We start from the raw sequence: 13,552 nt of genomic DNA, 5'->3' as shown, positions 1-13,552 counted from the left end.
TGTTAAGGAAGCCGACATGCAGCTCAAAGACGCCCAGTTGTTCCGCCAACAAGCCTTCATCGATGGAGCTTGGGTCGACGCGGACAACGGCCAGACGATCAAGGTCAACAACCCCGCTACCGGTGAAATCCTCGGTACCGTGCCAAAGATGGGCGCTGCCGAAACCCGCCGCGCCATCGAGGCCGCCGACAAGGCCCTGCCGGCCTGGCGTGCCCTGACCGCCAAGGAGCGCGCCACCAAGCTGCGCCGCTGGTATGAATTGCTGATCGAGAACCAGGACGACCTGGGTCGCCTGATGACCCTGGAGCAGGGCAAGCCGCTGGCCGAAGCCAAGGGCGAAATCGCCTACGCCGCCTCCTTCATCGAATGGTTCGCCGAAGAAGCCAAGCGCATCTACGGTGACGTGATCCCCGGCCACCAGCCCGACAAGCGCCTGATCGTGATCAAGCAGCCGATCGGCGTGACCGCGGCCATCACCCCGTGGAACTTCCCGGCGGCCATGATCACCCGTAAAGCCGGCCCGGCCCTGGCCGCCGGTTGCACCATGGTCATCAAGCCCGCTTCGCAAACCCCGTTCTCGGCCCTGGCCCTGGTGGAACTGGCGCACCGTGCCGGCATCCCGAAAGGCGTGCTGAGCGTGGTCACCGGCAGCGCCGGCGACATCGGCGGCGAGCTCACCAGCAACCCGATCGTGCGCAAGCTGTCGTTCACCGGCTCCACCGAGATCGGTCGCCAGCTGATGGCCGAATGCGCCAAGGACATCAAGAAAGTCTCCCTGGAGCTGGGCGGCAACGCGCCGTTCATCGTGTTCGACGACGCGGACCTGGATAAGGCCGTCGAAGGCGCGATCATTTCCAAGTACCGCAACAACGGCCAGACCTGCGTCTGCGCCAACCGCCTGTACATCCAGGATTCGGTCTACGACGCCTTCGCCGAGAAATTGAAGGCAGCAGTGGCCAAGCTGAAGATCGGCAACGGCCTGGAAGAAGGCACCACCACTGGCCCGCTGATCGACGAAAAAGCCGTGGCCAAGGTCCAGGAACACATCGCCGACGCCCTGAAAAAAGGCGCGACCCTGCTGGCCGGTGGCAAGTCCATGGAAGGCAACTTCTTCGAGCCGACCATCCTGGTCAACGTGCCCAAAGACGCAGCCGTGGCCAAGGAAGAAACCTTTGGCCCGCTGGCGCCGCTGTTCCGCTTCAAAGACGAAGCCGAAGTCATCGCCATGTCCAACGACACCGAGTTCGGCCTGGCCTCGTACTTCTATGCCCGTGACCTGGGCCGTGTGTTCCGTGTGGCCGAGGCCCTGGAATACGGCATGGTCGGGGTCAACACCGGCCTGATCTCCAACGAAGTGGCGCCGTTCGGCGGCATCAAGGCCTCGGGCCTGGGCCGTGAAGGTTCCAAGTACGGGATCGAGGATTACCTGGAAATCAAATACCTCTGCCTGGGTATCTGATCCGGTTTCAAGCGCCGGGGGCACGAGAGCGCTGTCCCCCTGCGCAGCTTTAAAAAACGCACTTTTCAAGGTGGCCCGGGACCGCTCCGACAGTCGATCATCGCATGCTGTCGCAGGCGCTTCCCCGCCCCGCAACCCTTGAATCACACCGCTGCCGCAGCGGTGAATGAGGACACTATGAGCAAGACCAACGCATCCTTGATGAAACGCCGTGAAGCCGCTGTACCGCGCGGTGTTGGCCAGATTCACCCGATCTTCGCCGACAGCGCGAAGAACGCCACCGTCACCGACGTTGAAGGCCGCGAGTTCATCGACTTCGCCGGCGGCATCGCGGTACTGAACACCGGTCACGTGCACCCGAAGGTCATCGCCGCAGTGACCGAGCAGCTGAACAAGCTGACCCACACCTGCTTCCAGGTCCTGGCCTACGAGCCTTACGTGGAACTGTGCGAGAAGATCAACGCCAAGGTTCCGGGCGACTTCGCCAAGAAAACCCTGCTGGTGACCACCGGTTCCGAAGCCGTCGAGAACGCCGTGAAGATCGCCCGTGCCGCCACTGGCCGCGCCGGCGTGATCGCCTTCACCGGCGCCTACCACGGCCGCACCATGATGACCCTGGGCCTGACCGGCAAGGTCGTGCCTTACTCGGCCGGCATGGGCCTGATGCCAGGCGGCATCTTCCGCGCGCTGTACCCGAATGAACTGCACGGCGTGAGCATCGACGACTCCATCGCCAGCATCGAGCGCATCTTCAAGAACGACGCCGAGCCTCGTGATATCGCCGCGATCATCATCGAGCCAGTGCAGGGCGAAGGCGGTTTCTACGTCGCGCCCAAAGAGTTCATGAAGCGCCTGCGCGCCCTGTGCGACCAGCACGGCATCCTGCTGATCGCCGACGAAGTGCAGACCGGCGCTGGCCGTACCGGCACCTTCTTCGCCATGGAACAGATGGGCGTTGCCGCCGACCTGACCACCTTCGCCAAATCCATCGCTGGCGGCTTCCCGCTGGCCGGTGTCTGCGGCAAGGCCGAATACATGGACGCCATCGCTCCAGGCGGCCTGGGCGGCACCTACGCCGGTAGCCCGATCGCCTGTGCAGCCGCTCTGGCGGTAATGGAAGTGTTCGAGGAAGAGCACCTGCTGGATCGCTGCAAGGCGGTTGGCGAGCGTCTGGTGACCGGCCTCAAGGCCATCCAGGCCAAGTACCCGGTGATCGGCGAAGTGCGTGCCCTGGGCGCGATGATCGCGGTGGAACTGTTCGAAAACGGCGACAGCCACAAGCCGAACGCCGCCGCCGTGGCCCAGGTCGTGGCCAAGGCCCGCGACAAGGGTCTGATCCTGCTGTCCTGCGGTACCTACGGCAACGTTCTGCGGGTGCTGGTGCCGCTGACCTCGCCGGACGAGCAGCTGGATAAAGGCCTGGCCATCATGGAAGAGTGCTTCGCTGAACTCTGAGTGGTTGCTGCTGTGACCTGATCGACAGAAAAACCCGCTTCGGCGGGTTTTTTTTCGCCCTCAGGCGGCTCCAGGGGGATTTGCGCTGTATGGAAGCCCGCGCATTGACTAAGGTGCAAGGGATTGCCTAGGGAGCGTGCTGCATGACCGCTGTTGATCTACCCGCTGTACCTCGCGTGCTGATTGCCGAGGCCGACCCCTGGTCCCGCGATTTGCTCAAGCAAGTGCTGCTCAGTGTGCGCTGCGATGCGCGTGTGGACCTGTGTGCCGACGGTCAGGAAGCCCTGGAACGGTTGAGCGACAAACCTTATGACCTGATCATCGCCGACTGGGAACTGCCCGGGGTGGATGGTCTTGCCTTGCTGCGCTCCGTGCGCCAACGCAAGCGCAACCCGCTGCAGCCGTTCATTCTGCTCAGTGCTCGCAACGACAGCGCCAGCGTGCGCGAGGCCTTGCCCCTGGCGCCCACCGCCTACCTGACCAAACCCTTGAACATGGAAGGCCTGACCCATCGCCTGCAGGGGTTGCTGCTGGACGCCGGCCAGGAAGTCTCTTGCGAGGCACCGGTCCTTGCCCCGGGCATGAGCCTGTGGACCTTTCTCGAACGCCGTCGCGAGGTCGCCGATGGCGCGCCGTTGCTGACCGATGTGCAACTGGCGGTCAAGCGCAGCCTCAACCCCGAAGGCCTGGACCTCAAGGTACTGGAGGAAGAGATCCGCACCGACCCTCAGGTCACCGCGGTGCTGATCTCGGCCGCCAACAGCGCCGCGCAGCACCACGGCGACGGTGTGCAGACCCTGTCCCAGGCCCTGCACCGGCTGGGCACCGGGCAGAGCATGAACCTGATCCTCGGCCTGACCCTCAAGCGCAGCGCGCGCCTGAGCGATCCGGCCCTGGCCGACTATGCCGAGCGCTATTGGGAGCTGTCCCTGCATACCGCGGAATACGGCCGGACCCTGGCGCGCCTGCTGGACCTGGACCAGGAGCGCTGCTACTGCGCCGGGCTGCTGCATCGCCTGGGTGATCTGGCGCTGCTGCGCTGTCTGCAGGAGTGGAAACAGGCCGGGGGCGAACTCGACGATCAGGAAGAGATCGGCGATGCCCTGGAGCGCTTTGGCGCGGCCTACGGTTCGGCGCTGCGGACCCGCTGGCGCATGCCCCTGGAACTTCGGGAGCTGATTGCCTCGAGCTATCAGCTGGGCGGCGGGGTGTACTCCCGCGAGGCGTTGGTGATGAACCTGGCAGCGCAACTGGCGCGGTTGACCAAGCACGAAGGGGTGGAGGAGATTGCGCGCTGCAAGACCGCACGGCTGCTGAAAGTCGGGCTGCCGGAACTGACCCGCCTGCGCAAGGGCTGAACCACTGCAGGAGCCGGCTTGCCGGCGAAGCGGCCTTCGAGTCTTGTGCAAGCCTTGCGGGCGCCTTCGCCGGTCAGCCAGCTCCTATGGGCGGGTGATCGCGGGTTTATCCGCTGATGATGCGGTTCTTGCCCTGGCGCTTGGCTTCGTACATGGCGCTGTCGGCGCGGGCGAACAGGTTGTCCAGGCTTTCGTCTTCCGCCAGCAGGCCGGTCAGGCCCTGGCTCACGGTGATGGTGAACGTCTGGCCCTGGTGGCTGAAATGCTGCCGCTGGATCTCCCGTTGCAGGCGCTCGGCCACCTGGCGCGCCATGTCCGCGGTGCAGCCGGGAAAAACCGCAGCGAACTCTTCGCCGCCGATCCGCCCGAACAGGTCGCCGCGACGCAGGGCAGCGCGCCCGCTTTCGGCGATGCGCTGCAGGACAATGTCGCCTTCGGGGTGGCCGTAAGTGTCGTTGATCACCTTGAAGTCATCGATATCCAGCAGCAGGAAGGCCAGGGGCGAACCTTGCAGGCGCGCCTGTTCGAACTCGCGGTTGGCGCATTCGAAGAAGTGCCGGCGATTGCTGCTCTGGGTCAGCACGTCGGTGGTGGCCAGGCGTTGCAATTCGGTTTCCAGCTGCTTCTTTTCGGTGATGTCTTCGGCGATGCCGACCACGATCAGGCGTTGCCCGGGCTCGGCATTGCGGTTGATGAAGCATTTGTCGCTGAGCCAGCGCACCTGGCCCTGGGCATCGATGATGCGGTACTCGCGATCTTCCACCGCGCCCTTTTCCAGGACCAGGGCCAGGCTGCGCTCGGCGTACTCCAGGTCATCGGGGTAGATGCTGTCGCGCCATTGATTGCAGTCCGCCAGGAGCAGGCCTGCGGGGCGACCGAAGATCCGTTCATAAGCCGGGCTGACGTACAGCACCTGGCGGCTGTCCCAGTCATAGGCCCAGAGCACCGCGTTGACGCTGACCAGCAGCGAGCTGAACAGCTGCTCGCGTTCGGTCAGGCGGGCCACTTCGCCCTGTGCATGCATCAGGGCCATCAGGGTTTGCGCGGCTTCGGGCCACTGGGGAAGCGCAGAGGGAGTGTGTGGGTTCTTGTTGACCATCGGCACAGTTCTCAAAGGGCGTGCCGCGCGTCGTTAGGCAGCGGCTACAACCAAGCCCGCCTGGGTGGCGAAGTGTTGTTTGAGATAGGGGATCGGGCGCTAAGTTCCCAGCCGTTACAGCGATAGCGCAAGCGCCCGCCGGACGGTCGAGAGGGGCCTGCAAGGCTTGATTTCAGAAGGGCAGCCCTCGCCACCGGAGTGGCGAGGGGCTGGGGTCAGGCGGTGGTGGGCCGCAGGGAATAGGTCTTCAACTGATGGGCGAAATCACGCAGGGACTGGATGCCGCTGGCCTCGGCCTCGTGCACCCAATCCTTGATGGCCGCGAGCATGTCGTGGCCGTTGGAGCTGGTCTTGACCCAGATCTGCTGCAGGGCCAGACGCTTCTCGTAGATCACCTTCAAGGCCTGGCTGTGCTCCAGCATGCTCTGGATGCGCAGGTGGTGGCGGTCCTCCAGCAGGCTGGTTTCCCGGGACAGCAGGCGCTTGGCACGGTGGAACTGGTGGCGCACCGAATGATCGACCTTGGCCAGTTCCTGTTTCACCAGCGGGCCGATCACCAGCTTGCGGTACTGGGCCATGATCTGGAACCGGTTGTTGAGGATGGCCATGGCGGTGTCCATGTCCAGGTGGCCCTTGCCTTCGACCCGGTGGGCGATGGGCGCCACGCGCTGGACCCTGGCCAGACGCAGGAAGCTGAAGACCTTGATCCAGGCCCAGCCCAGGTCGAACTCCCACTTCTTGACCGAGAGCTTGGCCGAGTTGGGGTAGGTGTGGTGGTTGTTGTGCAGCTCTTCACCGCCGACGATGATGCCCCAGGGCACCAGGTTGGTGGCGGCGTCGCGGCATTCGAAGTTGCGGTAGCCCACCGCATGCCCCAGGCCATTGATGACCCCGGCGGCCCAGAACGGAATCCACATCATCTGGATGGCCCAGATGGTGATGCCGATGGTGCCGAACAGCAGCAGGTCGATGGCTGCCATCAGCGCCACGCCGCCCAGCTTGTAGCGGCTGTAGAGGTTGCGTTCGATCCAGTCTTCCGGGCAGTTCTTGCCGTAGATGCGCAGGGTCTCCGGGTTCTTCGCCTCTTCGCGATACAGCTCTGCGCCCTTGCGCAGCACGGTGGAGAGGCCCTTGACCACCGGGCTGTGGGGGTCGTCGGCGGTTTCGCACTTGGCGTGGTGCTTGCGGTGGATGGCGGTCCACTCGCGGGTGTTCTGGGCCGTGGTCAGCCACAGCCAGAAGCGGAAGAAATGTTTCAGGCCGGCATTGAGTTCCAGGGAACGGTGCGCGGAATAGCGATGCAGATAGACCGTGACCGCGACAATGGTCACGTGGGTCATCAACAGGGTGACTGCCACCAGTTGCCAGGCGGACAAGCCAAGTAAACCTTCATACCACATAGGCGATAAGGCCCTCGATAAAGAAAAAAACAGCCCAGGCATTATCACTAAGCCCACTGAGAAAACCAGTCGCCCTTTCAGATAAGAGTGGCGGAATGTTTCTTCCTCTATAATCCCAAACTTTTCGTGTGGAAATAGACGGACTTATGTCGGTTTCTTATCGCAATGGTTTGCGTGCCGCGCTGCTCTACCTGTTGTTGTCGCTGGTCTGGTTGCAGTTCAGTGGTTATTTATTGAGCAGTTTCTTCGATGAGTTTTCCGATCGGGCCCATTGGCAACTGGTTGGCGGCTATGCCTGGGCGGTGGTCAGCGCGGTGCTGATCTTCTTTGCCCGGGCCCGTCTGCTGCGGGTATTGGGGGCTGATCGCTGGTTGCGCCACCAGCAGAAGGACCGCGAGCGCCTGCGCCAGGCGGCGGCGGTATTCGACTGCACCCGCGAAGGGGTGCTGGTGAGCGATACCCAGGGGCAGATCGTCCACGTCAACCGCGCCTTCATCGAAATCACCGGCTACCAGCGCGAAGAGGTGCTGGGCCGCCAGCCGAGCCTGTTCAAGTCCGGGCATCATTCGGCGCAGTTCTATCAATCGATGTTCGACTCGTTGCAGAAGACCGATGAGTGGAGCGGCGAAATCTGGAATCGGCGCAAGAGCGGCGAGATCTACCCGCAATGGCAGACCATCCGCGCGATCCGCGATGAGCAGGGCGAGCTGACTCATTACGTTGCGGTATTTTCCGACATCAGCGCGATCAAGGATTCCGAGCACGAGCTGGCTCACCTGGCCCATCACGATCCGCTGACCGATCTGCCCAACCGCCTGCTGTTCACCGACCGTGCCGAACAGGCCCTGGCTTCGGCGCAGATCCACAAGCGCGGTTGCGCCTTGTTGATGATCGATCTGGACCACTTCAAGATGATCAACGACAGCCTGGGACACAACGTCGGCGACCAACTGCTCAAGGCGGTAGCCGATCGCCTGGGCGGGATGTTCGGCCCGGGCATCACCCTGGCGCGCCTGGGCGGCGATGAGTTTGCGGTGCTAGCAGAAAGCTGCCCGCAGTTGGTGCAGGCGGCAGCCCTGGCCCAGCGCATCATCGATGGCCTCAAGGAGCCCTTCCAGCTTGGTGAGCAGCAGGTGGTGATCAACGCCAGTATCGGTATCAGCCTGTTTCCCAGCGATGCGCTGAGCGCCAGCCAACTGCTGCGCAACGCCGATGCGGCGCTGTTCAAGGCCAAGAGCGCCGGGCGCAACGGCTATGCCCTGTACACCGAGGAGCTCACCGCCCATGCCCAGCAGCGGGTGGAAATCGCCTTTGAGTTGCGCCGCGCCCTGGACCAGCAGGAACTGCGGGTCTACTACCAGCCCGTGCACGACCTCAAGACCAGCCGCCTGGTAGGCGTCGAGGCCCTCGTGCGCTGGGAGCATCCCGAGCGCGGGCTGGTGTCGCCGGCGGAGTTCATACCGATTGCCGAGCGCACCGGGATGATTGCCGAGATCGATGCCTGGGTCATGCAGCAGGCTTGCCGGCAGATGTGCCAGTGGCAGGCCGATGGCGTGGTGCTGTCGTTTATCGCGGTGAATGTCTCGACCCGCCTGTTCGCCCGCAGCGAGCTGTACCAGCAGGTGGCCCAGGTGCTGCACGAGACCGGGCTGGACCCGGCCTACCTGGAGCTGGAAGTCACCGAAAGCGCGGTGATGGATGACCCCGAAGTGGCCCTGGAGCAAATGCACCGTTTGCGCGAGCTGGGCATTCGCCTGGCCATCGACGACTTCGGCACGGGCTACTCCTCCCTGCTGCGGCTCAAGCGCCTGCCGGTGCAGAAGCTCAAGATCGACCAGGGTTTTGTCGCCGGCCTGCCGTTCGACGAGGACGATGCAGCGATATCCCGGGTCATCATTGCCCTGGCCCAGAGCATGGGCATGCAGGTGCATGCCGAGGGTATCGAGCAGGTGGAACAGGCGCGTTTCCTTCTGGAGCACGCCTGCGACCTGGGCCAGGGCTACTGGTTCGGCCGGCCGATGCCAGCGCAGCAGATCGACTGGAGCAACGCCCCAGTCATCCGCTGATGCCTTTGTAGCCGCTGCTGAGCCTGCGAAGCTGCGAACGACCGCAACGCGGGCGCAAATGTTGTAGACCGCTGAAGGCCTGACGGCCTTGTCGCAGCCTCGCAGGCTCGGCAGCGGCTACAGAGGGCTAAGCTGCTGTCAGATCGAATAATTTCTTCTGGTTATATAAACATTCTTAAATAGTATTTTTAAGAATATCCGGCCCTATCTAGTATTGCTCCCACGCCGCAAGCAGTGCCGCCACTGCCAGGCACATCCCACTCAGGAGCAACACCATGAGCGCATCTCTACGTAGCGTTGACGGCCAGGACGAAGCAACCATCTTGCGGGAAATTCAAAGCGCACTGCGCGACCTGCGCTTCGGTGCGGTGGAAATCACCGTGCACAACGCCCAGGTCGTGCAGATCGAACGCAAGGAAAAATTCCGTCTGCAGCAGCCCGGCCACAAACCGAGTTGAAAGTACCTCGCTGAACATCGCGTCACCCTCTCGCGAATGAGAGGCCCGACTGGTCAACCGGAGGGCGTCATCCATGACCCCCTGCACCAATCCCAGCGTTCCTTTTCGAATGCGGGCTGAAATCGCCATAAGAAAAATGCCAGCACCTTAAAAATTTCAGGAGCTTCACCATGTCGTCGATTCGCCGTTATGCCCTGGCCGCCCTCGCCAGCGCCGTTTTCGCCGGTTCCGCCGTTGCCAAGGACTATGAGCTGCTCAATGTGTCCTATGACCCGACCCGTGAGCTGTACCAGGATTACAACGCCGAGTTCGTGAACTTCTGGAAGAAGGAACACCCGGGCGACAACGTGAAGATCCAGCAATCCCACGGTGGCTCGGGCAAGCAGGGCCGGGCAGTGATCGACGGCCTGCGCGCCGACGTGGTGACCCTGGCCCTGGCCGGTGACATCGACGAAATCGCCAAGCTCGGCAAGACCCTGCCGGCGGACTGGCAGAAGCGCCTGCCCGACGCCAGCACGCCCTACACCTCGACCATCGTGTTCCTGGTGCGCAAGGGCAACCCCAAGGGCATCAAGGACTGGGGCGACCTGATCAAGAAAGACGTCTCGGTGATCACCCCGAACCCGAAAACCTCCGGTGGTGCACGCTGGAATTTCCTCGCCGCCTGGGCCTACGGCCTGAAGGCCGGTGGCAGTGAGGCCAAAGCTCAGGAATACGTCAAGGAGCTGTTCAAGCACGTACCGGTGCTGGACACCGGGGCCCGCGGCTCGACCATCACCTTCGTCAACAACGGCCAGGGCGACGTGCTGCTGGCCTGGGAAAACGAAGCCTTCCTGGCCCTCAAGGAAGACGGCGGCGCCGACAAGTTCGATATCGTCGTGCCTTCGCTGTCGATCCTCGCCGAGCCACCGGTGGCGGTGGTGGACAAGAACGCCGAGAAGAAAGGCAACACCCAGATCGCCGAGGCCTACCTCAAGCACCTGTACAGCCCGGCCGGCCAGGAAATTGCCGCGAAGAACTTCTACCGCCCACGGGACAAGGACATCGCCGCCAAATATGCCCAGCAGTTCCCGAAACTGGACCTGGTAACTATCGACAAGGACTTCGGCGGCTGGAAAACTGCCCAACCGAAATTCTTCAATGACGGTGGCGTGTTCGACCAGATCTACACGGCGCAATAACCCTGTTGTAGGGGCTGGCTTGCCAGCGAAGGCGCCCCTGAGGGCAAAGCTTACGGGCCCTTTGGCCGGCAAGCCGGCTCCTACCAGGCAGAGCCCGCATTGAGTTGCGGGTTTTGCGTATCCGTTCCGTTAACCAAGGACTCTTATGTCGCGTCGTATCTCCCCCGTCATACCCGGCTTCGGGCTGACGCTGGGCTACACCTTGGTGTACCTCAGCCTGATTGTGCTCATCCCCCTGGCGGCGATGTTCGTGCATGCCGCGCAACTCACCTGGGAACAATTCTGGGCCATCGTCACCGCACCCCGGGTGCTGGCGGCGTTGCAACTGAGCTTCGGCACCGCCTTGTGTGCGGCCATCATCAACGGCCTGATCGGCACCCTGCTGGCCTGGGTCCTGGTGCGCTACAGCTTCCCCGGGCGCAAGATCATCGATGCGATGATCGACCTGCCATTCGCCCTGCCCACCGCCGTGGCGGGCATCGCCCTGACCGCGCTCTATGCGCCCACCGGCCTGGTGGGCCAGTTCGCCACCGACCTGGGTTTCAAGATCGCCTACACCCCCCTGGGCATCACCCTGGCGCTGACCTTCGTCACCCTGCCGTTCGTGGTGCGCACGGTGCAGCCAGTGCTGGCGGATATCCCCCGTGAAGTGGAAGAAGCCGCCGCCTGCCTGGGGGCCAAGCCGTGGCAGGTGTTCCGCCATATCCTGGTACCGGCCTTGCTGCCGGCCTGGCTCACCGGCTTTGCCCTGGCCTTTGCCCGGGGGGTGGGCGAGTACGGTTCGGTGATCTTCATCGCCGGCAACATGCCCATGAAGACCGAGATCCTGCCCTTGCTGATCATGGTCAAGCTCGATCAATACGACTACACCGGCGCCACCGCCATCGGCGTGCTGATGCTGGTGGTTTCCTTCATTCTGCTGCTGCTGATCAACCTGCTGCAGCGGCGCATCGAACGACCTTAAGGAGGCGCGACCATGTCCCAATCGTCCATTTCCGCCGCGTCCTCCGCCAACGCCGCCCGCCGTGGCAGCGCCACCTCGCGGCGCCTGCTGATCGGCCTCGGCTGGCTGATCTTCGCCCTGTTCCTGCTGCTGCCGCTGTTCATCGTGGTGTCCCAGGGCCTGAAGCTCGGCCTGGGGGCGTTCTTCGATGCGATCTTCGAGCCCGACGCCCTGTCGGCGCTGAAACTCACGGTGATCGCGGTGCTGATCTCGGTGCCCCTGAACCTGGTGTTCGGGGTCAGCGCGGCCTGGTGCGTGAGCAAGTACTCGTTCCGCGGCAAGAGCATCCTGGTGACCCTGATCGACCTGCCGTTCTCGGTGTCACCGGTGATCGCCGGCCTGGTCTATGTGCTGATGTTCGGTGCCCAGGGCCTGTTCGGCCCGTGGCTTTCGGACCACGACATCCAGATCGTCTTCGCCTTGCCGGGCATCGTCCTGGCCACCATCTTCGTCACCGTGCCCTTCGTCGCCCGGGAACTGATCCCGCTGATGCAGGAGCAGGGTACCCAGGAAGAGGAGGCCGCCAGGTTGCTGGGGGCCAACGGCTGGCAGATGTTCTGGCACGTCACCGTGCCCAACATCAAGTGGGGCCTGATCTACGGCGTGGTGCTGTGTACCGCCCGGGCCATGGGTGAGTTCGGCGCGGTGTCGGTGGTTTCCGGGCACATTCGCGGGGTCACCAACACCCTGCCGCTGCACGTGGAAATCCTCTACAACGAGTACAACCACGTCGCCGCCTTTGCCGTGGCCAGCCTGTTGCTGATCCTTGCGTTGTTCATCCTGCTGCTCAAGCAGTGGAGCGAATCCCGAATCAACCGCCTGCGCGCCAGCGCCGCGGAGGAATAAGTCATGTCGATCGAAGTCCGTAACGTCAGCAAGAACTTCAACGCCTTCAAGGCCCTGAACAGCATCAACCTGGACATCCAGAGCGGCGAGCTGGTGGCCCTGCTGGGCCCGTCCGGCTGCGGCAAGACCACCCTGCTGCGGATCATCGCCGGGCTGGAAACCCCGGACCAAGGCAGCATCGTGTTCCACGGCGAGGATGTCTCGGGCCACGACGTGCGTGATCGCAACGTCGGTTTCGTGTTCCAGCACTACGCCTTGTTCCGCCACATGAGCGTGTTCGACAACGTTGCCTTCGGCCTGCGCATGAAGCCGAAGAACCAGCGCCCCAGCGAGAGCAGGATCGCCGAGAAGGTCCACGAGCTGCTGAACATGGTTCAGCTGGACTGGCTCTCCGACCGCTACCCGGAACAGCTCTCCGGCGGCCAGCGCCAGCGTATCGCCCTGGCCCGCGCCCTGGCGGTGGAGCCCAAGGTGCTGCTGCTGGACGAACCCTTCGGCGCCCTCGACGCCAAGGTGCGCAAGGAGCTGCGGCGCTGGCTGGCGCGGCTGCACGAAGACATCAACCTGACTTCGGTATTCGTTACCCACGACCAGGAAGAAGCCATGGAAGTGGCCGACCGCATTGTGGTGATGAACAAGGGCGTGATCGAGCAGATCGGCTCCCCGGGCGAAGTCTACGAGAACCCGGCCAGCGACTTCGTCTACCACTTCCTCGGCGACTCCAACCGCCTGCACCTGGGGGAGGACAACCACGTGCTGTTCCGGCCTCACGAAGTGTCGCTGTCGCGTTCCGAACTGGAAGACCACCACGCCGCCGAAGTGCGGGATATCCGTCCGCTGGGGGCCACCACCCGGGTGACCCTGAAGGTGGAAGGGCAGAGCGAACTGATCGAAGCCGAAGTGGTGAAGGATCACGACAGCCTGATCGGCCTGGCCCGTGGCGAAACCCTGTTCTTCAAGCCCAAGGTCTGGCAGAAACACGCCAGCCTCTGACCCCGCCGACATCACGCCCGCTGTAGGAGCTGGCTTGCCAGCGAAAGCGTCCTTCAGGCTTGCACCTGGCTCGAAGGCCTCTTCGCCGGCAAGCCGGCTCCTGCGAGGATTGTGTCGAGTATTGAGGGTGGGTGATGGCGTTCGGCTATTGCTGCTAGCTCGATTCGATCTATGGCCCGTCCCCTGGCCGCAACATTCCTTATCTACGCTGGAAATTGTGCCAGGAGGGCGCAA

The 13,552-nt window shown here is 63.3% G+C and carries 11 protein-coding genes; 9 read left to right on the top strand and 2 right to left on the bottom strand.

Translation table 11 applies throughout. The features are described from left to right. Window positions 1–16: 16 nt before the first annotated feature. The 3 genes from gabD to KCG88_RS22860 all read left to right on the top strand — a co-directional run bounded on the left by gabD (window position 17) and on the right by KCG88_RS22860 (window position 4,272). Window positions 17–1,459 carry an NADP-dependent succinate-semialdehyde dehydrogenase gene (gene gabD / locus KCG88_RS22870; RefSeq protein ID WP_011058565.1) on the top strand — a complete coding sequence of 481 codons (1,443 nt, stop codon included), beginning with the start codon at window positions 17–19 and terminating at the stop codon, window positions 1,457–1,459. A gap of 177 nt (window positions 1,460–1,636) precedes the next feature. After that, the gene (gene gabT, locus KCG88_RS22865) at window positions 1,637–2,914 is read left to right on the top strand and encodes a 4-aminobutyrate--2-oxoglutarate transaminase (RefSeq protein WP_047283408.1); all 1,278 of its coding nucleotides are present in this window, start codon (window positions 1,637–1,639) and stop codon (window positions 2,912–2,914) included. 143 nt (window positions 2,915–3,057) lie between these two features. Continuing rightward, the gene (locus KCG88_RS22860) at window positions 3,058–4,272 is read left to right on the top strand and encodes a response regulator (protein ID WP_047283409.1); all 1,215 of its coding nucleotides are present in this window, start codon (window positions 3,058–3,060) and stop codon (window positions 4,270–4,272) included. 106 nt (window positions 4,273–4,378) lie between these two features. Here the strand turns inward: KCG88_RS22860 and KCG88_RS22855 are convergent, their stop codons facing one another. Continuing rightward, window positions 4,379–5,371 (bottom strand): sensor domain-containing diguanylate cyclase, encoded by a 993-nt coding sequence (locus tag KCG88_RS22855; protein WP_047283410.1) that lies wholly within the window; start codon window positions 5,369–5,371, stop codon window positions 4,379–4,381. Window positions 5,372–5,586: 215 nt separating this feature from the next. Next, on the bottom strand, window positions 5,587–6,771 hold the full coding sequence (gene desA, locus KCG88_RS22850) for a delta-9 fatty acid desaturase DesA (RefSeq protein ID WP_011058569.1): 1,185 nt from the start codon (window positions 6,769–6,771) through the stop codon (window positions 5,587–5,589). A 146-nt stretch (window positions 6,772–6,917) separates the two neighbouring features. On the opposite strand from desA, the gene dibA reads away from it, so the two are divergent. The 6 genes from dibA (at window position 6,918) to KCG88_RS22820 (ending at window position 13,318) form a co-directional block, all read left to right on the top strand. Beyond that, complete coding sequence (gene dibA, locus KCG88_RS22845) at window positions 6,918–8,837, top strand: phosphodiesterase DibA (protein WP_047335367.1); 1,920 nt, start codon at window positions 6,918–6,920, stop codon at window positions 8,835–8,837. Window positions 8,838–9,112: 275 nt separating this feature from the next. Then, a complete protein-coding gene (oscA, locus tag KCG88_RS22840; protein WP_011058571.1) occupies window positions 9,113–9,295 on the top strand; it encodes a sulfur starvation response protein OscA in 183 nt (60 codons plus the stop codon). A 170-nt stretch (window positions 9,296–9,465) separates the two neighbouring features. Then, window positions 9,466–10,476, top strand: a complete 1,011-nt coding sequence (locus KCG88_RS22835) for a sulfate ABC transporter substrate-binding protein (RefSeq protein ID WP_047335368.1) — start codon at window positions 9,466–9,468, stop codon at window positions 10,474–10,476. A 145-nt stretch (window positions 10,477–10,621) separates the two neighbouring features. Then, the gene (gene cysT / locus KCG88_RS22830; RefSeq protein WP_047283412.1) at window positions 10,622–11,440 is read left to right on the top strand and encodes a sulfate ABC transporter permease subunit CysT; all 819 of its coding nucleotides are present in this window, start codon (window positions 10,622–10,624) and stop codon (window positions 11,438–11,440) included. 12 nt (window positions 11,441–11,452) lie between these two features. Further along, entirely contained in the window at window positions 11,453–12,325 is an 873-nt protein-coding gene (gene cysW, locus KCG88_RS22825) for a sulfate ABC transporter permease subunit CysW (RefSeq protein ID WP_011058574.1), read from the top strand. 3 nt (window positions 12,326–12,328) lie between these two features. Continuing rightward, the gene (locus tag KCG88_RS22820) at window positions 12,329–13,318 is read left to right on the top strand and encodes a sulfate ABC transporter ATP-binding protein (protein ID WP_047283413.1); all 990 of its coding nucleotides are present in this window, start codon (window positions 12,329–12,331) and stop codon (window positions 13,316–13,318) included. Window positions 13,319–13,552 lie beyond the last annotated feature (234 nt).

The sequence above is a fragment of the Pseudomonas sp. MWU349 genome, from assembly GCF_017947325.1.
Classification (GTDB): Bacteria; Pseudomonadota; Gammaproteobacteria; order Pseudomonadales; family Pseudomonadaceae; genus Aquipseudomonas; species Aquipseudomonas protegens.
Note: the sequence above shows the minus strand (reverse complement) of the source record. Positions and strands in the feature narration are given on the sequence as shown.